Source organism: Paenibacillus taichungensis, from assembly GCF_050994985.1.
Classification (GTDB): Bacteria; Bacillota; Bacilli; order Paenibacillales; family Paenibacillaceae; genus Paenibacillus; species Paenibacillus taichungensis.
This window is the reverse complement of the sequence record NZ_CP194720.1, coordinates 6150495-6176274: the sequence shown is the minus strand read 5'-3', so window position 1 is coordinate 6176274 and position 25780 is coordinate 6150495. Positions and strand designations below refer to the sequence as shown.

Annotated in this window: 26 protein-coding genes; 9 read left to right on the top strand and 17 right to left on the bottom strand. The window is 45.5% G+C overall.

Annotated features, from left to right (window positions below; translation table 11 throughout):
• Positions 1-48 precede the first annotated feature (48 nt).
• The gene (locus ACR1R9_RS27950) at positions 49-963 is read right to left on the bottom strand and encodes an AraC family transcriptional regulator (RefSeq protein ID WP_433922229.1); all 915 of its coding nucleotides are present in this window, start codon (positions 961-963) and stop codon (positions 49-51) included.
• Positions 964-1082: 119 nt separating this feature from the next.
• Between ACR1R9_RS27950 and ACR1R9_RS27945 the strand changes: the two genes are divergently transcribed.
• Positions 1083-2420, top strand: a complete 1338-nt coding sequence (locus ACR1R9_RS27945) for a glycoside hydrolase family 30 protein (protein ID WP_175381974.1) — start codon at positions 1083-1085, stop codon at positions 2418-2420.
• Positions 2421-2537: 117 nt separating this feature from the next.
• Here ACR1R9_RS27945 and ACR1R9_RS27940 read toward each other — a convergent pair whose 3' ends face one another.
• Positions 2538-3500 carry an endo-1,4-beta-xylanase gene (locus ACR1R9_RS27940; RefSeq protein ID WP_063565840.1) on the bottom strand — a complete coding sequence of 321 codons (963 nt, stop codon included), beginning with the start codon at positions 3498-3500 and terminating at the stop codon, positions 2538-2540.
• A 319-nt stretch (positions 3501-3819) separates the two neighbouring features.
• Here ACR1R9_RS27940 and ACR1R9_RS27935 point away from each other — a divergent pair, with 319 nt between their 5' ends.
• Both ACR1R9_RS27935 and ACR1R9_RS27930 read left to right on the top strand, forming a co-directional pair.
• Complete coding sequence (locus ACR1R9_RS27935; protein ID WP_310854230.1) at positions 3820-5010, top strand: MFS transporter; 1191 nt, start codon at positions 3820-3822, stop codon at positions 5008-5010.
• A 243-nt stretch (positions 5011-5253) separates the two neighbouring features.
• Positions 5254-7539, top strand: coding sequence for a 5'-nucleotidase C-terminal domain-containing protein (locus tag ACR1R9_RS27930; protein ID WP_326066688.1), 2286 nt, complete (start codon positions 5254-5256; stop codon positions 7537-7539).
• 79 nt (positions 7540-7618) lie between these two features.
• Here ACR1R9_RS27930 and ACR1R9_RS27925 read toward each other — a convergent pair whose 3' ends face one another.
• The 3 genes from ACR1R9_RS27925 to ACR1R9_RS27915 all read right to left on the bottom strand — a co-directional run bounded on the left by ACR1R9_RS27925 (position 7619) and on the right by ACR1R9_RS27915 (position 9554).
• Positions 7619-8137 (bottom strand): hypothetical protein, encoded by a 519-nt coding sequence (locus ACR1R9_RS27925; RefSeq protein ID WP_326101813.1) that lies wholly within the window; start codon positions 8135-8137, stop codon positions 7619-7621.
• A 213-nt stretch (positions 8138-8350) separates the two neighbouring features.
• Positions 8351-9289: a macrolide 2'-phosphotransferase gene (locus tag ACR1R9_RS27920; protein ID WP_433922230.1), complete on the bottom strand. Its 939-nt coding sequence runs from the start codon at positions 9287-9289 to the stop codon at positions 8351-8353.
• Between the two features lie 124 nt (positions 9290-9413).
• Positions 9414-9554 (bottom strand): hypothetical protein, encoded by a 141-nt coding sequence (locus ACR1R9_RS27915; protein WP_310854234.1) that lies wholly within the window; start codon positions 9552-9554, stop codon positions 9414-9416.
• Positions 9555-9829: 275 nt separating this feature from the next.
• Here ACR1R9_RS27915 and ACR1R9_RS27910 point away from each other — a divergent pair, with 275 nt between their 5' ends.
• The 3 genes from ACR1R9_RS27910 (at position 9830) to ACR1R9_RS27900 (ending at position 13936) form a co-directional block, all read left to right on the top strand.
• Complete coding sequence (locus tag ACR1R9_RS27910; RefSeq protein WP_433956404.1) at positions 9830-10075, top strand: hypothetical protein; 246 nt, start codon at positions 9830-9832, stop codon at positions 10073-10075.
• A gap of 291 nt (positions 10076-10366) precedes the next feature.
• On the top strand, positions 10367-11812 hold the full coding sequence (locus ACR1R9_RS27905) for a DEAD/DEAH box helicase (protein WP_433922232.1): 1446 nt from the start codon (positions 10367-10369) through the stop codon (positions 11810-11812).
• A gap of 288 nt (positions 11813-12100) precedes the next feature.
• A complete protein-coding gene (locus ACR1R9_RS27900) occupies positions 12101-13936 on the top strand; it encodes an AbfB domain-containing protein (RefSeq protein WP_433923786.1) in 1836 nt (611 codons plus the stop codon).
• 135 nt (positions 13937-14071) lie between these two features.
• Here ACR1R9_RS27900 and ACR1R9_RS27895 read toward each other — a convergent pair whose 3' ends face one another.
• From ACR1R9_RS27895 to ACR1R9_RS27875, 5 genes are all read right to left on the bottom strand, one after another.
• Positions 14072-14659, bottom strand: coding sequence for a hypothetical protein (locus ACR1R9_RS27895; protein ID WP_433922233.1), 588 nt, complete (start codon positions 14657-14659; stop codon positions 14072-14074).
• 27 nt (positions 14660-14686) lie between these two features.
• Entirely contained in the window at positions 14687-15244 is a 558-nt protein-coding gene (locus tag ACR1R9_RS27890) for a class I SAM-dependent methyltransferase (protein WP_175381984.1), read from the bottom strand.
• Positions 15245-15488: 244 nt separating this feature from the next.
• The gene (locus ACR1R9_RS27885) at positions 15489-16034 is read right to left on the bottom strand and encodes a GNAT family N-acetyltransferase (RefSeq protein WP_433922234.1); all 546 of its coding nucleotides are present in this window, start codon (positions 16032-16034) and stop codon (positions 15489-15491) included.
• 158 nt (positions 16035-16192) lie between these two features.
• Positions 16193-16459 carry a CD3324 family protein gene (locus ACR1R9_RS27880; protein WP_433922235.1) on the bottom strand — a complete coding sequence of 89 codons (267 nt, stop codon included), beginning with the start codon at positions 16457-16459 and terminating at the stop codon, positions 16193-16195.
• Between the two features lie 271 nt (positions 16460-16730).
• Positions 16731-17630: a helix-turn-helix transcriptional regulator gene (locus ACR1R9_RS27875; RefSeq protein ID WP_433922236.1), complete on the bottom strand. Its 900-nt coding sequence runs from the start codon at positions 17628-17630 to the stop codon at positions 16731-16733.
• A gap of 74 nt (positions 17631-17704) precedes the next feature.
• Between ACR1R9_RS27875 and ACR1R9_RS27870 the strand changes: the two genes are divergently transcribed.
• Positions 17705-18238: a dihydrofolate reductase family protein gene (locus tag ACR1R9_RS27870; protein WP_433922237.1), complete on the top strand. Its 534-nt coding sequence runs from the start codon at positions 17705-17707 to the stop codon at positions 18236-18238.
• Positions 18239-18350: 112 nt separating this feature from the next.
• Here the strand turns inward: ACR1R9_RS27870 and ACR1R9_RS27865 are convergent, their stop codons facing one another.
• Genes ACR1R9_RS27865 through ACR1R9_RS27850 form a run of 4 tightly spaced genes read right to left on the bottom strand, consistent with a single transcriptional unit; the run spans position 18351 to position 21052 of the window.
• On the bottom strand, positions 18351-19475 hold the full coding sequence (locus ACR1R9_RS27865) for an SGNH/GDSL hydrolase family protein (RefSeq protein ID WP_099857841.1): 1125 nt from the start codon (positions 19473-19475) through the stop codon (positions 18351-18353).
• A gap of 48 nt (positions 19476-19523) precedes the next feature.
• The gene (locus ACR1R9_RS27860; protein ID WP_433922238.1) at positions 19524-20006 is read right to left on the bottom strand and encodes an SRPBCC family protein; all 483 of its coding nucleotides are present in this window, start codon (positions 20004-20006) and stop codon (positions 19524-19526) included.
• 55 nt (positions 20007-20061) lie between these two features.
• A complete protein-coding gene (locus tag ACR1R9_RS27855; protein WP_099857839.1) occupies positions 20062-20430 on the bottom strand; it encodes a DUF4180 domain-containing protein in 369 nt (122 codons plus the stop codon).
• Between the two features lie 25 nt (positions 20431-20455).
• Positions 20456-21052, bottom strand: coding sequence for a TetR/AcrR family transcriptional regulator (locus ACR1R9_RS27850; RefSeq protein WP_076287251.1), 597 nt, complete (start codon positions 21050-21052; stop codon positions 20456-20458).
• 205 nt (positions 21053-21257) lie between these two features.
• Between ACR1R9_RS27850 and ACR1R9_RS27845 the strand changes: the two genes are divergently transcribed.
• A complete protein-coding gene (locus tag ACR1R9_RS27845; protein WP_433922239.1) occupies positions 21258-22016 on the top strand; it encodes an MBL fold metallo-hydrolase in 759 nt (252 codons plus the stop codon).
• Between the two features lie 37 nt (positions 22017-22053).
• Here the strand turns inward: ACR1R9_RS27845 and ACR1R9_RS27840 are convergent, their stop codons facing one another.
• Positions 22054-23394, bottom strand: coding sequence for a sensor histidine kinase (locus tag ACR1R9_RS27840; RefSeq protein WP_433922240.1), 1341 nt, complete (start codon positions 23392-23394; stop codon positions 22054-22056).
• A gap of 231 nt (positions 23395-23625) precedes the next feature.
• On the opposite strand from ACR1R9_RS27840, the gene ACR1R9_RS27835 reads away from it, so the two are divergent.
• On the top strand, positions 23626-24696 hold the full coding sequence (locus ACR1R9_RS27835) for an SDR family oxidoreductase (protein WP_433922241.1): 1071 nt from the start codon (positions 23626-23628) through the stop codon (positions 24694-24696).
• Positions 24697-24751: 55 nt separating this feature from the next.
• On the opposite strand, the gene ACR1R9_RS27830 is transcribed toward ACR1R9_RS27835, so the two are convergent.
• Both ACR1R9_RS27830 and ACR1R9_RS27825 read right to left on the bottom strand, forming a co-directional pair.
• Complete coding sequence (locus ACR1R9_RS27830) at positions 24752-25123, bottom strand: winged helix-turn-helix transcriptional regulator (RefSeq protein ID WP_099857831.1); 372 nt, start codon at positions 25121-25123, stop codon at positions 24752-24754.
• 206 nt (positions 25124-25329) lie between these two features.
• Positions 25330-25749 (bottom strand): MarR family winged helix-turn-helix transcriptional regulator, encoded by a 420-nt coding sequence (locus tag ACR1R9_RS27825; protein ID WP_175381992.1) that lies wholly within the window; start codon positions 25747-25749, stop codon positions 25330-25332.
• Positions 25750-25780: the final 31 nt, after the last annotated feature.

The window sequence follows — 25780 nt, the reverse complement described above, 5'->3', positions numbered from 1 at the left end:
GTATACAGGATACACTGGCAGCAATACGATTGGCGGAATGGCGATTATTTAATCAAAAAAACGGATGCTGCCCAGGGTCTGCCTGTATTCACTGGGACTCATGCCAGTCCATCTTCTGAACTGCCGACTAAAGTGCGCAAGACTGGAATACCCAAGCATGGTGGCAACCCGAGTGAGATTAAGATCAGGCTGGTGTATCAGCTGCTTGGCTTCGTGAAGCTTCAGTTCGGACAAATATCTGCGCGGAGAGATGCCGTATACTTTCTGAAATGTCTCCAGTGCATATCCAGGGCTGATTTGAAGCGAGGCCGCAATCTCTTCAATCCGAATTTCCTTATCCCCCAGCCCTTCCCGCTGGATGTTCCCGGCATTGAAACGGCTTTTGATTGCCTCAGCAATCAGTGTTGCATAGTGCGCCACAGTAGGCGATACGGCTTCTTGGGAACGGGAAGAACTTTGCTCTGCCAATATCGCCAAAATCTCCAACAAACCAGCCTGCATACGGAACAAATCTGATGTTGTATATTCTTCTTTGTGCTGAAGCAGATCCACCCATTTCATCATGACTTCCGTTAATCGCTGATTATCCTCGCCGCCACATGGAAACAACATCTGCACATGTCTACTCATCTCCTGGCGAAACAGAATCTCATCAACATTGAAATGGGCAATAAAGTAGGTAAGCCCTTGCTCCTGATTACATTCATTGGTATGTTTGCACCCAGGCTGGATGAGCAATATATCTCCTGCGTGGAGATCATAACGAATATTCTCCAGTATCGTCGTCTGCGACCCTTCCAGAATCAATATCAATTCAAAGGCCAAATGCGATTCCAGCGGCACTTGCCAGCCCTGTTTCACCTTCTGCATATGAGCACCAAACAGCTTGACGTTCCAGTCCGTCGCAGGTAGCCATCGGCTCTCCGGAGATAGATAAGAACGGTATGGTTCAGGAATGATCATGCATTTCACCACCTTGGATTAGGGCAAATTTTACGCGGTTCAGCGTATCTTCTTTTGCAAAGGGACTTGATATACTGACTGTACATCATACCTGAGATTCAAGCGAGGAGGAAATTCCAATGTCCCTGACATTACATGGTTATTCCACTACACCAGATCATGCGTGGAAAGAGATTTCTTATACAACTACAAATGAAAACGCTAACTTAAAGCTCACAGGTGAACAGCATCAGCTTGTAGAAGGATTTGGCGGTTGCTTTAATGAGCTTGGTTATATTGCCCTGTCCCACTTGAATGAGGAGCAGCGTCATGACGTATTTCATTCCCTCTTCCACCCGGAAGGAGAACATAAATTCAACATCTGTCGCCTGCCCATTGGCGCGAGTGATTATGCAGAGCAATGGTACAGTCACAATGAGGTGGACGGCGATGTGGCCATGGAACATTTTTCGATCGAACGCGATTTCAAATATCTGATTCCATACATCAAAGAGGCCCTGACCTATAATTCGAATCTGCAATTCTTCGCCTCACCGTGGAGCCCACCTACCTGGATGAAGTCACCAAAAGCCTATAACTATGGAACGCTGCGCTGGGAGAAGGATATTCTGGAAGCTTATGCGCTGTATTTCGTCAAATTCGTACAGGCGTACAAGGACGCTGGCATTACCATCCATCAGGTCCATGTACAAAACGAAGTCATCGCGGATCAGAAATTCCCTTCCTGCATGTGGACAGGTGAGCAGCTGCGTGAGTTTATCGCCGATTACCTGGGCCCTGCTTTTGATCAGCACGGTCTGGATACGGAAATTTGGCTGGGAACGATCAACGCACCTGATCCATGGGAAGAATTGATCAAAAAGAAAACAAATGATTTTGACGAATATGCCGGACTGGTGCTTAGTGATCCCAAAGCCTACGCCTATATCAAGGGAGTCGGTTATCAGTGGGCAGGCAAAAATGCCATCCAACGTACAGCCGCGAGCTACCCGGAGCTTCGTTACATGCAGACCGAGAATGAGTGCGGTGACGGTAACAACTCGTGGAACTACGCCAAGTATGTATTTAATCTGTACCAGCACTATTTCAGTAATGGAGTGAATGCGTATATTTACTGGAACATGGTTCTGGAGCCAAAAGGCCGCAGCACATGGGGGTGGGAGCAAAACTCCATGATTACGGTAGACCCGGATGCCAAAGGAATCATTCGGAATCCCGAGTATTATGTGATGAAGCATTTTGCTCATGATGTCGTGCCTGGTGCACGAAGAGTCGGACTTTCTGGAGCCTGGAGTGGCAAAGCCGTGGCTTTTCGCAACCCGGACAATAGTCTCGTCATTGTCATCAACAATCCGTTCAAGGACAGCCGGGACCTGCATTTGGCGTATGAAGGACAGACACTCCGGTTCGAGCTGGAGGCGGATTCCTTCAACAGTATTATCATTCCTCAATCCTAATACCCATTCAAACCACGAAATAGCGTCATGTCGCCCTACTTGATGTGGGCACATGACGCTATATTTTTGTCAAGCTATGGAAAGAAATGATTCTGTGAATGGTTCTGCCTGCCTAGCTTAAGGATTGTTCGCAAGATAATTTCTCAGCCATTGCAGCGCTGGACGCTCTGTACCATTCGTATTCACCAAATGGGAACCACTCACCCAAGTCTGACCTTGATTAAAGCCCCACAACGTCACACCTTTAACGGCCGAATGCTGCCAGAGGACAGGGAATTTCTGCTGGTAGCGCTGCAGCTGTGTGTTATCATCGCCGGTTATATCCAGTTCGGATACATAGATCGGCAATCCGGTTGCCGCAAGTTTGTTTAATACGGTATTCATTGTGCTGACAGAAACGTTATCCATATTAAAGTAATGACACTGGATGCCGATGCCATCAATCAGGCCTCTGCTCTTCAAAATATTGATGATCTGAACGTATTGATCAGCTGCATTCGGATCGCCAATAATCCCATATTCGTTCAGCAGAAGCTTGGCGTTCGGGAAAGCTTGTCTTGCTTGCTCAAAAGACCAAATAACCCAGTCCCACCCTGTCGCTCCATCACCACCAATGGCGTTACGATAGGAAGGTTTGGCATGTAATGGTTCATTGACTACATCGACAAACGCTGATTTGGAATATCTCTGGCCTGCTGCCTTGATCCACTGGATTACTTCAGCCTTCTGATCTGCAGCGGAGAGTCCACTAATCCAACCTGGCTCCTGACTTCCCCAGACAAGCGTGTGAAACTTGAACGGAAATCCATTGTTGTTGGCATAATTGTAGGCGATATCCGCCTGAGACCAGTTCATATTGTTACGCGTGGCTTCAACTGCGCCCCATTTCGTTGAATTCTCCGGCGTTACCTGGTTCCAATAGGGACTGAAATTGGAGGGAACACTGCTTGCAATGATATTGCCCAAAAACTTGCTTCCTTTGGCCAAACCTGCACTCACACTGCCAACGGCTACTGAGGTAGCGAGCACACCTACCAAAGCCAGTGAACCGACAGTTTTGAACCATTTGGACTTGAACATGATCTTCCTCCTTCGAATATTAGTATTTGATTTAATAGTAAGCGCTTACAAATTCCATTTTACTGGATAATATTGTAATTATCCATGTAGAAAGTATAGCTTGTCCCTCAGAAAGTATAGATGTTGGGGCACTAAAATGGTGACTTATCTAAATTGAGTTACATATTATTATATTTACAAATCTATAAATATAGATATAATGTAATTCTGAGAACTTATTATATCGGCCGTATATTTTTCTATAGGTAAGGAGGCTTTTTCTAGTCCATTATATCTATTTTTCTATATATATAAATTAATTTGGAGGTCTACACTTTACATGAATTCGAAATCACAACAGGTTAATCCGTTACTCATCCTCATTCTGGCGCTGGGTGTATTCGCCATCATCACTACAGAAGTAGGCATTATCGGAGTGCTTCCTCTGATCACACAGAAATTTAACATCACCGCTGCACAGGCTGGATGGCTGGTAAGTATTTTCGCTCTCGTTGTTGCCGTGTCTGGCCCTTTTCTGACTTTGCTTGTATCTGGTATCAATCGTAAAACCATTTTGTTAACTGCCGTGCTGTTGTTTGCCATTTCCAACGTAGTATATGCCTACACAACCCGGTTCGACATGATGCTAATCTTTCGGATTATCCCGGCCATTTTCCATCCGGTCTTCTTCTCCGTTGCTCTCGTCACGGGTGCCAAGCTGGTCCCACCGGAAAAAAGCAGTCAGGCCGTTGCCAAAGTGTTTACCGGGATCACTGCCGGCTTTGCATTTGGCGTGCCCTTAACTTCCTACCTTGCGGAACGCTTCTCGTTGGAGGTTGCGTTCTGGTTCGGAGCGGTTGTCAGTCTCATTGCTTTCATCGGTATATGGATTTGGCTGCCCTCGATGCCTGTGCAAGAGAAGATGTCTTATGGCAAACAGATCGGCATTTTGCGTAAACCTGCGCTGTGGCTAAATATTGCTACTGTCATTTTTATTTTTGCAGCGATGTTCTCCGTATACAGTTATTTCGCCGAATACCTAGGGCAAGTCACCCAAATGGGCGGTTCATGGATTAGTGTGATGCTCTTGGCCTTTGGTGTTATTATGATTGCCGGAAATTTGGTATTCGGACAGCTGCTGCATCGGAATATTCCGAGAACTGTTCTCCTCTTCCCGGTGCTATACATGGCGGCTTATTTACTCGTTTTCTATGCAGGTTCCTATTTCATTCCGATGGTTATCATGGTGTTCGTCTGGGGTGCGATTCACTCTGGCGGTCTGATTGTCAGCCAAACTTGGCTTACGACTGAGTCTCAGGAAGCACCTGAATTCGGAAATAGCCTCTTTGTCTCTTTCTCTAATCTGGGGATTACCCTCGGAACCTCCATTGGCGGCTGGTTCATTGCCCAACTTGGAATTCATCAGGTCATCTGGAGCGGAATAATCTTTGGTCTGCTTGCTTTGGTATCCATCGTTGTCAAAATAAAATTTTTCACCTCTCGTAGTCGTAGTTCAATAGAGACGGTTTAAAAGTTAAGTGCCCAGCATCATCTACAATCAAATATGATTTGGGTGTTGTTGAGGAAGAAGTTTAAACATATAAAGAGACGTGTAGAGACTACTCTAATCATTTCCAGTGAATTCCTATCGGATGATCCAGAGTAGTCTCTTTTATTTGTCATTTTGTGGTTTACATTTACCAAATGTTTATCTAGTATTAACTCCAATGATACATATCTTTACATAACACTAGATAACAAGGGAGATTACAACATGCGCAAATTTTCACCGAAACGTTACGCCGGATGGCCCTTATCATTCCTCTTATGTGCCTCCATCCTCTTCGCACCTTTTGCCTCCACTCCGGCTCAGGCTGCTGAAGCAGACAAGGAAACCAAGATTACATTGTTGGGAACATCGGACATTCATGGCCGATTTATGCCGTGGGACTATGCCCTGGACGGTCCAAACCCAACCGGCAGCATGACGCAGTTGTATACGATCGTGAAAAAAGTACGTGCTGAGAATCCAAATACGATTCTGTTGGATGCAGGCGATATGATTCAGGACAATTCTGCTGAACTGTTCAACGATCAACCCCAATCTCCCATGATGGTCGCAATGAACGAAATGAAATATGACGCATGGGTCATGGGGAATCATGAATTTAACTTTGGATTGGACGTATTAGAGAAGATTTCCTCACAGTTCAAGGGACAACCCTTGGTAGGTAACATTTTCAAAGAAAACGGCGACCGCTACATGCCTGCTTATACGATTATTGAGAAGGACGGTATCAAGGTTGGCGTCATCGGAATGAACACACCTATGATTACCGAGTTCGAGAAAGGTACGGATCACCTGGACGGCATCATTGTCAAAGACCCGGTAGAGGAGACCAAGAAGGCCATCGCTGAGCTGAAAGGCAAAGTGGACGTCATGGTTGGACTTATGCATATGGGACTCGATAACGAGAACGGGAACCCGGGCACCGGGGTTACGGATATTGCCAATGCCAACCCGGAGCTGGCTGCTATTTTTGCCGGACACATGCATACGCTGATTGAATCCCAAACGGTTAACGGCGTATTGATCTCCGAGCCGAACAAATATGGTTCACACATTTCACGGATTGACCTCACGTTTGCCAAAGAAGGCGACAAGGTTGTACTGAAAAGCAAGGAAGCACAAGCACTCGCTGTAAAAGCAGCTGATGGCTCTTATGAAGTGTCCGATCCCGGACTGGAAGATACACTGCATCCGTTCCACGAGTTCGCTCGTGCCGATGCCAACATTGAAGTAGCTGAGCTAAAAGGAACCAACCTGGTACCAGCAGATGAGATCAAAGGCATTCCTGCTGTGCAGATTCAGGAGACACCACTCTCTGACTTCTTCACTGAAGTCATGCTGCACTATAGCGATGCCGACGTAGTCGCGCACCAGATCGATAACGATAAAGCCAAGCTGGATGTCGGACCGATCAAGAAAAAGGATATTGCGTTCAACTACCAATTTACCTTTGGTGAAGTAACGGTATATGAAGTGACCGGACGTGATCTGAAGGATTACATGGAATGGTCTGCGGGTTATTTTAACTCCACACGTCCTGGTGATGTGACGATCAGTTTTGATCCGAAACGACGTGCTTCCAAATACAGCACCGACGATTTCTTTGGCGGGGTGACGTATGAAATTGACCTGACCAAGCCTTACGGCAGTCGGATTACGAACCTCAAATACAGCAATGGCACAGTGATTAAAGAAGAAGATACACTCAAGCTCGGCATGAATGCCTACCGGATGGAAGCCCTGATTGCCAAAGGTGGGGCACTGGAAGGACGTAAGTTCAAGCAATTGTGGTCCTCCAAGGATGCTTCGGCATTTGGCGAGATTCAAGGTACGATCCGTAATCTGTCCATTGCTTATCTCAAAGACGTGATGAAAGGCGTTTATGAACCGAAAATCCAGCACAACTGGAAAATCACGGGTGTTGATCTGACAGCACCTGCACGTGCAGATATCGTAGAGCTGATTAATGATGGCATCATGTCTGTTCCGACAACGGAAGATGGCAAGTATACCAATATTGCGTCCATTAACATTTTGGATGCGGTGACTGAAGAAGAAATGACTGCACTTGCCGCCAAAGCGAACGTAAGTATCGCGAAATTCTCTGGCGTAAAAACCAAAGGTGAGTTCTATCAAGAGCTGAATAAAGCTCGCAAGGCGTCCACTGGCAGTGCTGAGGAAGAGACTAATACACCTGAGAAGCCGACAACACCAACGGTACCGAAACCAGACACATCGAAACCCGACAAACCATCTACATCACCAAGTACAGGTAAACCGGGTACAGTCGTAAAAGGTAAACAAGCCAAGGTTACTGCAGCCTACCTGAACATGCGCTCTAGCGCTTCATCCAAAGCCAAAGTAGTTACTGCCGTACCGAAAGGCACCGTCCTTGAAGTAATCAGTACAGATAAGTATGGTTGGGTCAAAGTGAAACTGGATGGACGCGTAGCTTATGTCTACGGAAAATATGTAAGTATGCTGAAATAAATTGAAAGACCTCCTCCACAATGCATGTGGAAGAGGTCTTTTCTTTTTTGGATTTTAGAGCCATACGTTACGTGTCCACCTACTCCTGCGCCAAGCTTCGAACCTTTTTCACAAACTGATCCAGCTTGATTCCATTCGTTTGTTTAGTGAATTCAAGCGCCTCATTGGAGAACCCTTCGTAGGCAGAAAGGACATAATCCCCATCGACGATATAGTACGTGCCATAACGAGAGGAGTAATAACCTCCACGTTGCTCGGACTCTACTCCTTTTTTGATTGCTGTAACTATTCTCTGACCAGGCATAAGTTTTGGATCGAACGCCGCAAACGCTGCGTTATAGAACAGAAATGTTTCCTTGGCTACATCTCCTCCTGTAATCACTTCGTGCACCTTTACTTTGTAAGAGACGAACTCAGCTTCGTAGGGAGTCATACCCATAGTCTCCTGCTTTTCTGTCATTGTGCGTTCGGGTGTATCTGGTTCAGTGGTTATCACCATGCTGAAATCCGGAAGAACGCTCACAACCTCTGCCACAACAACTGCATCTGAGAAGTCCATGATCTCTCTAAAGGTCACTTTTTTCATCCATGGGGTCACGAGAGACTGTGACGATAATGGGTAGTCCTCCCTCAGCTCCTGTAACCGTTTTTGGGAGAGAACATCTAAAACATCTGATTGATCATCATCTGAGTTAGAAAAAGGGGCCGAGCAGCCCAATAGACCGACTGTAAACGTGATAGCGAACAACCAACACATTACACGAAGTTTTATCACGCACCCTTCTCCTCCCAGCGTTTCCTCAACCTTATATTAATCCCGCTTAACGTCCCAGCTCGCAAGCATGCCTCTCGCCATTTCCATATTGGATTCTTCCCCAGTGATTAATGCAAACTGCGCAACGATTGCCGGGTATGCCGCCCACTGCTCCCGAATATGCTCCAGCATCCGCGGCCATGTCCTTCCCCCTGCCTTCTCATAGCGATTAAGCAAATTCCGTAAGCCTTCCTCTTCGAAGAGCGCATAATAGATGACAAAATCCTTACCCGGGTCGGCAATCTCTGCCTCCGTCCAATCAATCAGCCCGGTAACCCGCTGGGCATCGTCGACGATAATGTGCGGCGGATGCAGATCACCGTGATTGAACGTTGAGTGTTCAGGCCAATAGCTGTCCGTTGTCAGCCAAGCTTCCCACCGCTTGGACAGTTGTTCTGGCACCTCAAAGCTTTGTTTAATCTCTTCAATATTGGCTGCAAAAGCTTCACGAGCTTCTGTAGGCGTCTTGCTGCGCACTCCGCCCTTTATCGCCTCATCAGGATCAATGTTATGCAATGCCACTAGTGAAGTAGCGAGCGAATCGAAGAAATCGTCGGATAAGCTATCCTGTGAAAATCGCCATGCGTATCCTCCCCCTGCCGGATCAACGACCGCAATCGGTTCTCCATCAAGTAAAGGATAAGCGATCAGTTCCGGTGTACAAATCCGCCACTCTGGTACCTCTACCGGTAGTCGGCTTTTAATAACCTCCAGCACCTTGCGCTCATTTTCGGCTCTTTCCCATACATCCTCGCGCCGTGGCTGGCGCAGTATCCACTGTTGTCCCTGTTCATCGGTGGCAAACGCTACCCGAAAGTCCATACCGGACTCGTTAATTTTCATGGATTCCTCAGCAATATGAAGCCCATTCTGTGCAGCTAAAGATGTTAGTTCCTTTTGAAATTCCAACTGCTCATTCACGTTCAATTTTGTCATTTCAGGATCTCCCCTTTTCCTCAATAAAATAAAAAACACAGACATCCATGCCTGTGCAGTTCATCTCGAATATTGGGTGTACCTGAATGCTCGCCAAAAAATAGTAGTACGTTAAAGGACCACTCTAAAAGAGCGTTTCTTTAATGACTAGCGGCATACGTGTAAATAGGCAAACCGATCCCGATGAGCTGCACACAGGCAGAAATACAGCAAGCGCAAACAAACGTTTCGCCATACTATCTCCATCGGATAAAATTTGCCACACGTATCCCTCCGTTCCGTAAGTTAACCATATGTTAACATATTCCATTTTCTAGTTCCAGCTTAAATGGCGGTTTTTTGTATTTTTTCAGCGATGTGTAGGAACCTTGGTAGCTCAAAAACCGTCATACCTAATAGATACATTACAAAGGATGGGGTGAGCAACGAATGTCCATTGTGCGAAAATTATCCCTAATGCCGCTTATTTTGCTTCTGTTAACGCTAGGATGTTCAGAAGAATCAGCAGAAAAGGAGGAGGGGAAAGCTTCTGTTAGCGGGGTGATCACGGATTTTGTTGAAGAAAAGGGACAGGTCCTCATCGATAATGAAGAAGATAACGGTAATAAATCAGGCCCCATCTTGATTTCTCTTCATACAAATGCCGAACTTATCATTGAAGGAGAGATTGTCGCAGCACCTTTGGATGATACACTGGTTGGTCGAAGTGCAGATGTATGGACAGGTGGGGTTATCGCCAAATCTTATCCTCCGCAGACTAAGGCTTTGAAGATGGTCATCCATTAATAGAAAGCATAACATTCGATACATTTCGTTACACGTGGAACGCTTTGATACACCTTCCCCCTTCGGAGGTAAGCCACTTCCCATAGGTGCTGCTCACAGTTTTTCTCGGAAAATGAAGTTTGGCAGCATTAAACTAAATGCTTATAGCAATTACTCCGTTAGCGCATCTATATATAGAGTATAATGAAGAGGTATACGATAAATGTACGGTGCAATGCTTATATGTAAGCATATCGCAAAATGCGATTCCAAACGCCCCTGTATTCAAAACTAACGTAAAAGAGGTTAACGATGAGTAAGCAACAATTTAAAGATTATGGACTTGGCGAAGAAATCGTAAAAGCGCTGGATAGCCTGGGCTATGAAACCCCAACGGAGGTTCAAACAAACGTTATTCCAGTTGCCCTTGAAAATAAAGATCTTGTAGTCAAATCCCAAACAGGCAGCGGGAAAACAGCGGCCTACGGCATTCCAGTCTGTGAGCTGGTAGATTGGAACGAAAATAAACCGCAGGCTTTGATTCTCACGCCAACCCGCGAGTTAGCTTTGCAGGTTAACGAAGATATTACCAATATCGGACGCTTTAAACGTATAAAAGCAACCGCACTATACGGTCAGTCTCCTTTTCATGTTCAAAAAGCCGAGTTAAAACAAAGAACGCATGTCGCTGTAGGCACACCGGGACGGGTACTGGACCATATCGAACGTGGCACCCTGCCGCTGGATCGGATCTCATACCTTGTCATTGACGAGGCGGATGAAATGCTGAATATGGGCTTCATAGAGACGGTTCAATCGATTATTCAAGCTCTGCCTAGTGAGCGAGTGACGATGTTATTTTCCGCGACGTTCCCTGAAGATGTGGCCAAGCTGTCACGCAAATACATGAACAATCCGGTGGAGATTGAGATCAAGGCAAGTGGTCTTACCACAGCCACGATTGAACATGCCGTGATTCACGTGCCAGAGGTGAACAAAACGGCGCTGCTTCAAGACCTGTTTATTGTTGAAAATCCAGATAGCTGTATCGTGTTCTGTCGTACGCAGGAGAACGTGGATAAACTGTTCCGTGTCATGGCTGACCTCGATTATCCAGCGGATCGTATCCACGGAGGCATGGAACAAGATGAGCGCATCGAAGTGATGAATGCATTCAGAAGAGGACAATTCCGTTATCTGATTGCAACGGATGTAGCCGCACGCGGGATTGATATCACGAATATTACCCATGTCATCAACTACGATATTCCTTTGGAAAAAGAGGGATACGTGCACCGTACAGGTCGTACGGGTCGCGCTGGTAAAACAGGCAAAGCCTTTACCTTGGTTACCCCGAAGGATGGCAGACGTCTGGCCGAGATCGAATCGTATATCGGATTTGAGATCCCTGTTGTTAAAGCTCCTTCCGAGGATGCTGTGGACCGTCGGCGGGAAGAGTTCGAGAAGCGTTTGAAGATCGTGCCTGAACGCAAAAAGGACAAGCGTGAACAGTTGAACCAACAGATCATGAAGCTGAACTTCAACGGAGGCAAGAAAAAGAAACTCCGTGCGGTAGACTTCGTGGGCACCATCGCCAAGATTGAAGGCGTCACTGCAGACGACATCGGGATTATTACCATTCTGGATAATGTAACCGATGTGGAAATTCTGAACGGTAAAGGCCCACTCGTGCTTGAGGTTATGCAGAATACAACGATCAAAAAGATGCAGCTCAAGGTTCGCAAAGGTCATAAATAGATTTTGAATCTGTTTAAATAGAGTGTTATTTAAAAAGGGATAGTGGCTTATTTTATAAGTCTACGATCCCTTTTTTTATATATTGAATGAGGTAAATTACTCGCTATCGCCGCTATATTCCGGATAAAGTTCCATTTGTTCATCAGGGTACACATTGTTCACTTGTACAAGATTCCATTTTAATTACACTAAATATGTAAACGCTTCACAAAGGACCGATATTAGGAGGTGTGTGTAATGGGCAATAGGAAAGCAGTCTGGTTTCTGGTCTTCGCGCTCACGCTAACCATGTTTGGCATTCATCCCGAACGGACCAGTGCGGCAAGCGTGACCATCACTAACGGCTCCGATTGGCTGGATACCGCAGGCAACCCCATTCAGGCCAATAGCGGAAACATTCTGAAAGTCGGCAGCACGTATTATTGGTACGGCGAGCATGCGGTCGGTGGCAAGTTTGACAGCGTTAATGTCTATACTTCAACCGATCTGAAGAATTGGACGTTCAGCAATGCCATTCTGACCAAGGATTCAGCCACCGAGCTGGCCTCCAGCAAAATCGAACGTCCCAAAGTCATCTACAACGCCGCCACAAAGCAGTATGTGCTATGGGCACATTACGAGAACGGTACAGATTACAATCTGGGACGGGTCGCGGTAGCAACGAGTAGCACACCAAACGGTAAATTCACGTATGAGGGAAGTTTTCGGCCTTTGGATTACGAGTCACGCGACATGACTGTTTTTGTAGATACAGACGGTACAGGTTATCTGATCACAGCATCCCGCAAGAATGGCGGGGCCAATGATACCATGGCTATTTTCAAAATGAACGCCAGCTATACCGGTGTGGAATCCTTTGTGGGTTGGCAATTCGAGAACGCCTATCGTGAAGCTCCTGCCGTTGTGAAAAAGGGCAATCGCTACTACCTCTTCACCTCTCAGGCTGCTGGCTGGTATCCAAATCAGGGCGCGTATGCCACCGCATCGTCCATGACAGGCACATGGTCCGCTCTTACACCTTATGGCAATCCATCGGCCTTCGGCTCCCAGATCCATGATATTGCCACCATTACAGGCAGCAACACCACATCGTATATTTATATGGGAGACCGCTGGAATCCACTCAATCTTGGTGAACATAAACATATTTGGCTTCCTTTAACCTTGAATGATTCAAACGGAACCGCCTCACTGGAATGGTACAAAGAGTGGAATATCGATGCTGTAACAGGCACGGTAACGCCACCTTCTCTTGTTAATCATGCCCAAGGCAAAACAGCTACCGCCATCTCCACAGCCTCTGGCTCAACTGCATCCAATGTTAATGACGGCAACTATCAGACTTCTTGGACAGCGTCGTCCAATACTTGGCCAGCCTGGTGGCAGGTCGATTTCGGTGCACCGAAGACTATCACGGAGATCGATATCTCCTGGTTTATGTATAAAGGATCGGAAGGCTATTATAAGTACAAAATTGAGATCAGCAACGATGGCGTCAACTACTCTTCGCTTGATCGAACCAGCAATACCACCTATGGGTTTACGACCGACGCTGTTCATTTTACCGCCCGGTATGTACGTATCAATATGGTCAATGCTGTCCTGTGGAACAATCCGGGTAACTGGTACACCCCAACCCTGCACGAGGTCAAAATGCTAGGCCCAGCAACACCTGATGCGACGAATTACAGCCGTTTCAGCTCCTTCAATTATCCGGATCGGTACATCCGTCATTCCAACTTCACTGCACGGATCGACGCCAACGTCTCACCTGTACTAGATTCCCAGTTCCGCGTTGTAACCGGTTTGGCCAGCTCTACAGGCATCTCCCTGGAGTCCATCAACTTCCCTGGCTACTTCCTGAAGCGCAATGCCAGCAACAAAATCGTACTTGAAGCGTACACGGATACCGCCACCTACAAAGGAGATGCCACTTTCCTGAGCAGCGCCGGCTGGGCTGACAGCTCCAAAGTATCCCTCCAGTCGTACAGCCAGCCCGGATACTACATCCGGCATTACGACTATGTATTGCAGCTGGATGCCATCAATGCCTCCAGTAGTGCAACGGTGAAGAGTGATGCCACGTTTGGGCGAGCTGATTTTCAGTTTAGAAATTGGAGATGAGAATGAGCATCCACATCTCGGGAGAGAGGCTGCTTCTTCAGGAATCTTAACTGGAGACGTGGCCTCTTTTGCTATATAAAATTTGTGATTGGTGTGTACGAGGAAGCGCTGAACCCATTTGACTACACCAGTCCATCATTGGCTGGAAGACTTATTGACGATATCCAAGAATGCCTTCATATTGTATGTGTCGTCCTGAATACGCCATTCTCCTTGTTCTTGTAAAAAGGTAATCTCCCCTTCTAACGGAATGGTCTTCGTTTCTACTCCATCATAATTCGTGAATACCAAATTTAGCGTGTACTCCACGAGCATCCAATCATTTTTACTTTCTTTCATCTTTGCCTTTATATCTTCAGCATGCAGTGACGCATCTTCTTTGTCTGCCACCTGAAAAGGCAAACCCATACTGTTTCTTTCAAGATTCCGTTCAGTCAGGAAAGGCTTCAAGATCTCTTTTTTGGCTAGCACCTTTTCTACGGTTAATAATTCTTCACCCTTCGTGTTATCGACGGCAAACTCCGCCTTTTTATATTCCAAGCTCATTTCAAGAGCCTGCTGCTCTTCCTGGGCAGATGCCTTTTGGTTCGTCAATATACTCAACTGACTCGTTGAAGATGGAGCTGGCTCTTGAATACTTTCGGTTTTTGGGGACTCGTTACACCCCATCATTACGACAGACATCAGAGTAACTATTCCGATGATATAATTTAATTTACGCAAAATCATCCTCCATCCTGTGCGTTCTTGTTATTGACTACAGCTGAATACATAAGCAGGCGGCAGGTTACGGTACACCCTTGTCATGCTTACGTTTTCGAAAAATTGCTTGAGTAATCCCCGTTTAAGTAACGTGTACTGAAAAGTAATGAACTTGCCATCTTGTTTCAAATATTGCCTTGATTTAGATAAAATGTCCAGTGATACCTCCGCAGGCAGACTCGCAAAAGGCAGTCCGGATACAATGTAATCAACCTTATCCAGTCCATATTGTTGTATGTGCTGATCGACATGCACGGCAGAATCGTGAATGATGTGTACATTCGGAAGATGACCGTACTTTTTGCGAAGCAACTGGCAGAAGCGGGCGTTGTTTTCAATCAGGATCAGAACCGTCCCTGGCTGCATGTTCGCAAGCAGCATTTCCGTAAATACCCCCGTGCCTGGCCCATACTCCACAATGCATGATGCACGGTCAAATGCGATGTCTTTCACCATTTTAGCTGCTAGATATTTTGAGCTGGGGGCAATGGCCCCAATCCATCGGGGACCCTGGATGTATTGCTTCAAAAAGGATAACCACTCCATGCTGTCCGACCCCCTAAGTTGATTTCTGAGATCCGTATAGAATTCAAATCTGAAGAAGCAGTCGATGAAACTAAGAAGAATAATGAAGATTTGCGACCTTGGCATGCTATATCATATTCCGGAAGGACAAACCTTGCGAATGCTGCGGGTTAAACGTGAAGAAATATCCACAAACAAAAAAAGAGCCTACCAGATTACTCCTTAGGCCCTTAGATATAATCAAATATATTATCTAAACTAACGATTAACGGTTTGAAAATCTGAAGATCAACTTTTCTCCATCATGCGTTTGGTCCTGAAGCTCCACATAGTTTCCCTGGGTATAGTTCGATACAGTTTTTCGCCAAAAGTGTTGACCTACTTTATTTTTCTCCGAAGGATTCGTGAACAACTCCCATCGGCCCCGATATCTCTGGAATACCTCTTTTGCAGCGTACTCTGCAATCCCCACACCTCTGAATGGCTGCATTAGAAAGAATTCATGTACAAAGAAATCCGTGTCTGCCGAACAATGCGGCGCAGTAGCCACAAATACAAAACCTGCTGGTACGCCATCTACTCTAATCAAAAATGTATAGAGAACGTTCGGTTTTTCCCACCATATGTTCTGGACATCATATTGATCTTGCAACGTTTTATAATCATCACCCATTTCGAAAATCCCATGTTGATTCGGAGTGTGTTCTGTTTTCAGCCCATAATGTCCGGATAAATCATGAAGGTATAGAGGATACATGTTTTTGATGATATATGCCTCATGGTTATGAGCTAACTGTACTTCAATTTTCATGTTGTTCCCCCCACAGATAACGTAATGTTTTGTTAGTAACAGTTCTATAATCTCATTGTATTGGTCTTCTTTCGCACAATATAGGCAGCAAACCATTTAAACTAATTCCTACACAAAAAGCCACATTCGATAACTCGAATGCAGCTCTAACCCTTAAATCACTTTTTGGAATATACAATTTTCTTGATACTGTCGATGGACAAACAATATTTTTCTATGAGCTGGTCGATGGACATACCCGCAACGAATAGCTGGCGAATCTCATCGTTTCTTTGCTTCAAAATCATCCGACTGCCCGAACTCTCGCCCCACTTTTGATGGGCTTCCTTCGGTTTAGGGATATACACCAATCCACCAGGAATGTGGCGCTGGATCTCCTTTAGCAATGATTCCGGAAAGATCGTGTCTGCGTTAATATATTTCATATTTGCTCCGCTCCTTAAAAGTTAAGATCTTTAAGGCAGCAGAGTCAACCGATGAACACTTGTTATACGCATTATAGTGGTGTGGCGGAAATAGATTTCAAGCTCTATACAAACAACCGCCGTTGTTCATCGCATGGACTCTGCATAGAGCGGATCGTGAAACTTCTTATGAATTGATTCATGGTAGCCCCCCATTCGGTGAATCCTATATAAGTTACTTTCATGGTACTCTTATATGTTCCATATGAGAACACAATATCCTTTACAACATTCAGTACTGGTTCAAACTCCGTTCTAGCATCTCTCTCACTTGTTGTTGCAGCTCCAGCGGCTCAACGACCTTCACTTCAGGCCCATAGGAGAGCAGCTTCCGCGCTGTAAAAGGAAACTCCTCAGGCGGGACAAGTCCTCTCCACTCATTCCCTTCAACCGACTTGAACAGTACATCTGATCCTGCCATTCTCGCCCCAAAATCCGTGAATTGTAGTACGACTTCTACGCTTTTTCTGTTTTCCTTATAATTCAGCCACTCTTTCAAACTAGGAACCGACTCGTTGATAGAATCCAGCATAACCAGCTCCTGCATTCGATCCACTCGATACAACAGCACCCGATCCTTCCTCCGGGCTGGCATATACCAATACCCGTGATCGTAATAGATGCCGATGGGGAAAGCCTGTACTTTTTTATGTCCCTGCCGGGAATGATATATAAATTCGATCTCTCTTTTATCTACTGCCGCGCTTAATATCTCTGTTGTTAGTGCCTCGACCTGCACAGCATGATGTTGAAGAAACGTAATGTGCTGCCTCATCCGTGTAATCAGATCCTGTACATCCTGAGGTAAAGTTGAATAATATTCCTCGGCGAGATGCTCACGAATCGATCCATACGGAAAATCCGGGACGTTCTCCAAATATTCAATCATCATAAACAAACCCAACGCCTCATGCTGTGTGAGTTGAAGGGGTGGCAAAATCCGATTAGGAAGCACTCGATAACCCCCGTTCACTCCAACCTCCGTATACAAAGGAAAGCCCAACTCCTGCAGATCATTCAGATCTCGCTGGATCGTACGGATCGACACCTGAAAACGCTCCGCCAATTCACGAGCCGTAAACTTCTTTCTCGAATCCATGAGTCGCATCAATGCGAGTTTTCGATTATTCATATTCACCCCACCTAACTACGTCAACTTTTGTCATAGTTGGAGTGTATCATACATTTCAGAAGGGAGCGATTGATATGTCTAACCATAAAGTCGTGTTATATATTGCGATGAGTCTGGATGGATACATTGCAAGACCGGATGGTTCGGTGGATTGGCTGTTCGATGTGGAAGGTAATGGTGGCGATAACGGGTATGGCGAGTTCTATTCAACGATTGGATCGGTGGTTATGGGACGTCTTACGTATGAAGAGGTGCTCAAGCTGTCAGAGGATTTCCCCTATGCGGATCGCCCGACATATGTACTTTCCCGTTCCCAACAAGCCCCTGCTCCACACGTACAATTTACGGACGAAGCTGTAGAGAACCTGATTCCTCGGTTGAAGCAGGACTCCAGCGGTGACATTTGGATTGTTGGCGGAGGCCAGCTGGTGCAAGCCGTTCTGGAACAACACTTGCTCGATGAGGTTGAGATTGCCATTATTCCGAAGGTTCTGGGTGAAGGAATTCCCCTCTTTCCAATAGGAACGGTACCAACTCATTTCAAAATGATTCATACGTACACGCTGGGGCAGATCATTTCGATCCGCTATCAGGTACAAGGGAAGTAACTTTAGCGTAGTTAACACATCCCTTTCGATGTATAAGGTGTACTAAAAGAAGAGCCAGGCCTCTCTAACTAAGAGAGGTCTGGCTCTTCCGATTTCAAATGTAAATTAAAATTTATTTTAAAATTTCCTTTAGATATTCCGCTAACGCATCAGCAGTTCTTCGATGAGATAACTCACCCGGATGGCTTCTGGCGCCTACCGTCTCCTCGGTCGTATTGGGAAGCTGTATCACCGAGACTTTCGTATCTCCAGCCTGTTTCGTATAAGCGTCAACAGCACGATAAATCGCTGGCATCATCGGGAACCCAAGCATGCCGTATGCCCATACGAGATGCGCCTCAGGATTGTTTTTTCGAAGTTGAATTAGGAATCGGGTCGCAGCATTCTCAAAAACAGCAAGATCCTCTTCATGGTAAGTCCCGTCTGCGTTAAGGCGTTGCTTGTACAACTTTCCGGTAGCGGGGTCCTTCCATGCCGGGGTTTGAAAAGCTCCTCCATCATTGCTTCCCAGGTTAATCACCACTACATCTGGCTGCCAGGCGTTAAAATCATGCTTGTCCCCTGCCCCAAGCGCTGCGTTCTTATCTCCGGTCACCAATCCACAGATTTGCTCGTAATAAGCAGGGATATTTGCATTCGGATTGTTATCCCAACTCGTCAGCACACCCCAGCCGCTCTGTGAGATGACGCGGTATTCTGCATTCAGCGTTTCTGCTGTCATGGCCGTATAATTATGTATGGCGCTGAACCACATCGGAATCCAATCCTCTTCCGCTTTGGCTCCAATTGCGCCTTCTCCGGATGTAATACTGTCGCCGATAAATTCAATCTTGTACGGTCTCTGCTCAACAGGCACGAAGACACCATCGGACTTCACTGCATTAATCTGCAAGGAACAGCCCGGATCTCCATTCATGGCCTGTACATCTTTGACGATGCGTACATTTTTCACCACATTCTCGTTCATTCCTCGGAATACGCAGATCCAATACCTTCCCGCCGTTAACATCTGTCTGCTCACCGGGACACCGTTAATCAGAATGCTGATCCAAGGTTCATACAGGTCATAATCAGATTCGAATTCCACCCACAACTCAGAGCCTTTTACATTAAGTTCAACCGCACTTCCAGTCCAAAACAAGGTTAGGGGCGACCGTTGTCCTGTCGTTCTGCCATGTACTTTAAGATTGCTGACATCAGATAACGCGTACGTCTGTAATTTCTCATTAGCCTTCACGATCTATTCCTCCCGCATGATTATCGCCCAAAGGGCGGTCTCATATGACTAGATTTTGAGAAAATGGTCTACATGCTTCTGGTACTTCCCGTACCAGATTTTCCATTCTGCTTCACGAGATTCCAAGGTACTGCCATCCAGTAATGCCTTAATGACGTTCAGACAGACATGCCACCCCGCTAGATCCTTAGGCGTATGGCTTGTGATGTGATGGATGGTTTCGAGAAGCAGCAGACGACACCCATTCGGCTCTGGATACAGCTCAAATCGAACCCGGTCTTCTGCCCAAGTATATTCGAGAACAGAGCCAGGGATAAGCTCGATAATGTTGAGTTCCATAAAGGTGCCATCCGGCATATTAAACTTGATGCTTCCACCTTCCCGAAGATCCGTTACTTCGAGTTCGGAGAACCATTTTGCAAGCTTTTCGTTTTCCGTCAAAAAGGACCATACATCCTCCGCAGCGTGCCTCCAATGACGTTCAAAACAAGCCAGGGTGCCATTCGGTACTCGCTTCAAATCTGCAATCATAATAGTACCTCCTCCATAAGGAATTAATCGATGACTTGCCGCTCTGCATGTGGAATTAATCGATATTATGCAAAGCCTTAAGCGCTTCCTCTTTGTTTTTCAAAAAGAAAACATGCTTGCCATGGTTGCACTCATAGATGAAGTCTCTGAGACTTTTGCTGTTGTATCCTTCAAAATCTCCGACTATGGCAAGTTTAACCTGGTAATTCACATATTTCTGCAAAATATCACCTGCAAGTTTGGTCTTCAGTTCGAAGAAATCTTCGGTGAGGTTGGATTTATCAATCAAGATTTTATGTGCGTCATCTGTATAGTTCACTGAGGCCATCAAATCCAATGCATCTTGAGTATTGTTAATAACGATGTCATTGCTTTCGACGATAGCGACCTTGGAGCGGCCCTGTTGATCAATGATTATATTCATTTTAATCCACCTTTCTCCTATTAAATTATTGGATTAATATTCGGTCATCCATAAATTGAGTGATATGAAGTACGGCATGCCGGATATACTTGCTATCTTCATAAAGCTTGCTTAACATAACGCCTCCCTCAATAATGGCGATGATGTTGCTGCTCACTTCCTCTAGTGCAATATCTGTTCTGAATTCCTTTTGCTCCGTACCCTGAATAAGGACCTGTGTCAGCTCATTCAGCAGATTGGTCATGGCATGCTGTGCCCTTTCTTTCAGCAAAGGGTGTGCATCATCACTTTCAACCGCAGTATTTAGTAGGGGGCATCCCCCTTCCAGCGTATTGTTTTCCATCATATCAATATAAACACCGCATATGGCGAGTAGTTTGTCTTTGGAACTTGTGACGCCTTCAAGAGCCTGTGAGTGGAATTGCAGCATCTGTGATACCGAGTAATCAAAAGCAGCCAGTGCTATCTCATCTTTACTTTCAAAATGATTATAAATCCCGCCCTTACGAACGCCGCATCGTTCTATAATTTCAGACAGGGAGGCACCGGTGTATCCCTTCGTGTTGAAAAGTGCTGCCGACTCACGAATAATATGTTCTTTGGTGATTTGGCCTTTGCGCACAATGCTCCCTCCTTTTCCATTCATACCGATTGGTCTTAAAATATCATACGCCTATGGCCTAATACAAGCATGTATTCATACGTATGCTGTACATGAAAACAGAAAATCAAGGATATTGCATGAGGAGCGTAGTTTGTGTTATTTTAAAACAGACCGGTCGGTATTATTAAACAAATACACGTTCCATCTAAGGAGAATATTCGCCATGACGCTAACCATTCAGCATATCCGCCATGCTACCTCCCTGATCACCATACAAGGAAAAACGATTCTACTTGATCCAATGTTAAGTGATACGGGAGAACTTCCGCCTATCCCCTTTACACGTCACGTTCGTAGAAACCCAACCGTCCCATTATCTGTGCCACTAGAAACTTTCAAACACATTGATGCGATACTCGTTACACATTTACATGTTGACCACTTTGACAAAACGGCAAAGAAAATACTCAACAAAAAGATGCCTGTACTTTGCCAGCCGGTAGATCAACAACGCATTTTATCGTGGGGGTTCGAGAATGTATTCCCTATCGAGCAGTTCAAACACTGGGAGGGGATAGATTTTACAAGAATTCGTGGTCAGCACGCAAAAGGAAACATCTCCAAACTGCTTGGCCCCGTATCCGGGTTTATCCTGAATACACCTGACGACGGATCGTTGTATATTGTGGGTGATTGTGTCCTTACAGATCAGATTAAGCAAGTGTTCGAGCAGCACAAACCCCGGATATGCATCGTCAATGCACCAAATGCTCAATTGTTATTTGGTTCCGTCATTACAATGATACCCGAGGATATCGGTACAATCCTGAAGACTTCACCCTCCACCAAAGTTGTCGCTGTACATATGGATGCCATCCGACATTGTACTTCATCAAGAAAGGATCTATTACAGTACATAGAACAGCAGCAGTTATTAGATTCAGTCGTGATTCCTGAGGACGGAGAATACATTTACTTTTGAAATATAAAGACTGGCACAAAATAACGCCCTATATTCATCACCCACGATCATGATAGAAAGCATCGTCTGCACAGTCTTCCTTAACAAGATTAGCTTTCGGAATCGATACGACAAACGCGGAGCCCCTATTGCCTTGCGGCGCTGATTTCACGCTAATTCGGCCTTCCAGAGACTGAACGATATCACGTACATGGGACAGGCCAATTCCGGTTGCTGCAATGCCCACTTCATTGAATTTGGTTGTATAACCCGGTTCGAAGATCACGTCTCGCTTCGCCTCGGGTACACCTTTCCCAGAATCGATAACCACAAATTGCACATCCGCTCCCTCTTCCAATACTCGAATCCGAATTGTTCCGTTGTTCTCAATGGCTTCCACGGCATTGGCGATCAGATTATTCATTACAGTTAAGAGAGGAATGTAGTAAGGGGAGTCGCAATCATATTGCTGGTCGATATGAATCCCAATCTTTTTGTTCAGCATTTCACTATATTTCCGATTTCCTTTGGTTGCAAAGTTCAGTACCTCGGAAAGGCTCATATTCACTGATTTTTCGCTATCGTACAATTTCAACAGACCTGCAAGGATACGTTGGGAGTCCTTTTTGACCTCATGAATCTGTTGAGCAATGCCGAGCGTCCGCTGGCTATATTGGTTCAATTCCTGCTCTCTGAGATCACGATAAAGGTCGTAGCTGTCTACGGCAATGCCTTCAATGGTATTCATGGCTTTTTTCAGATAAAAGACTTCACCGTACAGACCAGAGTTAACGCTCAGCATCTGCTCCATCCGCTTCTCCTGTTCAGCATGCAGCAATCGCATCTGCCTCACCGCAAAGCTGTTATACAGCCCGATGATAAAGTAGCTTCGCAAACCACCGAGCACCAGCAGATAAAGCCATTCTTTCATATAAAAGATATTTGTCCCACTCAACACACCGCGAATGAATAGCTCCACAAGATTAGAGGAAAAATCAATGCACGTAATCAATCCACCCAGCACAAGAGGCGGTATCTCATGGAATCTGTTCTTGAGTTTGCTGAGGCCATAGGTGAACACGACATAATATATTCCCGCGCCCAGATTATCCTGCATGCTTTCGATGACCGAGATCGAATTCACATGATTCAGTAAATCAGCCGATTGAAAAATGAAATTCGCAATCCCCGCCAAAATCCCTGTCTTTACATAAGACAGATGCGGCATAAGCATCAGCAAAAATAAAAGTATACTTACACCCAGACCAATCCGGAAGTAATCCTCTCGAAAAGGATTTATTTTAAAGAGCGCCCCCACAGCAGTCGCAAAAGCAACTGCTGTCATTTGCACATTTTCATTACGAACCCAATTGCGCATCATATTCCACCCATCATACATCCGATTAGCGCTCCTCATTCATCTGCGCTTAAGACGTTAAACATACTAACATATGAAGAATTCATTAGAAATGATAAAAATAAGGGAAGTACTTATTACGCTAAAGAGCCTCAACAACCTACCCCTGGCCCATATATTACTCTCAAGTGCGTATGTCACTTTGAGGTGCGTACTTCTCACCTTTCTTTTTCTGATCCACAATAATGACAGAAGAAGAGAGGAGCATGCCCATTGAAACCCAATCAATCTGTTACCAGTTACACAGCGCTTGTCATCGGTGCTGGAGGCGTCATTGGAAGAAACCTTATTGATTATTTAATGACACTTCCGGAATGGAATATTATTGGTGTATCACGTCGCGGAGGGGAAGATGCCCCTAGGTTACAATATATATCGGCCGATTTGCTGAACGAAGCAGATACTCAGGCCAAACTGTGCCATTTAACGGCGGTTACTCATATTTTCTACGCCGCTTATCAGGATCGCCCGACCTGGGCCGAATTGGTCCAGCCCAATCTCGACATGCTCGCCAATGTCGTGAATACCATTGAACCGATCGCCCCCAATCTCCAACATATCAGTCTAATGCAAGGTTATAAGGTGTACGGTGCACATCTGGGCCCATTTAAAACACCTGCCAGGGAAACGGATGCGCATCATATGCCCCCTGAATTCAATATCGACCAACAGCAGTTTCTTGAGGAACGGCAATCTGGAAGCAGTTGGACCTGGTCTGCTCTGCGTCCATCCGTTGTATGTGGATTTGCTCTGGGTAATCCAATGAACCTCGCCATGGTTATTGGGGTGTATGCATCCATTTCTAAGGAACTTGGCTTGCCACTTCGTTTTCCCGGAAAACCCGGAGCTTACCACTCCCTACTTGAAATGACCGATGCATCACTGCTCGCTCGTGCGACTGTCTGGGCGGCAACCGATCCACGCTGTGCTAATCAGGCGTTTAATATCACTAACGGCGATCTGTTTCGCTGGAATGAACTTTGGCCCAAAATTGCTGCATTTTTCGAACTGGAAACGGCACCACCCCTGCCTCTCTCGCTTGCAACCGTTATGGCAGATAAAGAGGTGCTTTGGAATTCCATGATTGAAAAGTATGATTTAATGAAGACCTCCTATGAGGATGTATCCTCCTGGCCCTTCGGTGATTTTGTCTTCTCATGGGATTATGATTTCTTCGCGGATGGATCCAAAGCCCGTCGCTTCGGATTTCACGATTTCGTTGATACAGAGAGTATGTTTATGGATATTTTCGAAAATTTACGCGAGCGTAAGATCATCCCGTAATAGATATAGCATGTACAATAAGCCGATTCCTGTTACAAGAATCGGCTTTGCACCATTAACCGTCAGATGTCGGCGGCTTAAATAAAATTTTTCCTCGATCACCATATACCTTTTCCACATGTGTATCGCCCCATCTGCACATCAGATGAAGAATCTCTTTAAGACTCCACCCATACTCCGTCAACTCATATTCCACCTTCGGCGGGACCTGGTGATGGGAAATGCGGAAAATAATACCCGCCTCCGTCAATTCACCAAGCTGTTGGGTCAACACTTTCTGTGTAATGGAAGGTAGCAGCCTCATCAGTTCGCCATTACGCTTCTTGCCAAAGGTAAGATGGAATAAGATAACTGGCTTCCACTTGCCGCCAATCACTTCAAGAAGAGCCTCAACTGCAGTGTTATATACTTTGATCGGTTCCTGCATATCAGCTTCTAACCCCCTTCCAAAATTCAGTGCATACTGAACAAATTGTATTTTGCACACCAGCGATGCGCTGGATCATTATTGAACTAGAAGCGCTTGGCAAAATGCCTCTTATCCTTATATCATAACTAAAATTCTGACTGGATAGGTATTAGTGTTACAAAAAAATAGCCTGCTTCCTTTATTTCAAAGGTTCAGGCTATTCTTCAATCATCCCGATTCATCTTCTCAAAAATATTAACTAATTGTGCTCGATCCTCTTGGGTCAGTTTCTGGAATAAATTTTTACGCAGCTTCTGCCCCTCCAATATTGCTCTTTCGAGGACTTCGATCCCTTTATCGGTAATGTTCAAATATATAATGCGGCGGTCAGCTTCATCTATAATCCTGACGGCTAATTTCTTGGCAACCAACTTATCAGCTAAATAACTGAGTGTAGGTGGGGTAAGGCCCAATAGTTTAGCAATATCTGAAGGTCGGCTTTTTCCATTTTGATTGAGATGACTGAGTACCAGCACATGAGAGACGCCGAGGTCCTCATTAAACGATTTGTTCCACTGTATAATCAATTTATTGGTGAAATTGTCCATGTTGTGTATGAGCTCAAAAATGTTCTGTTCTTCCATGTGATCCTCCTCGCAAAAATAAAACAACAGC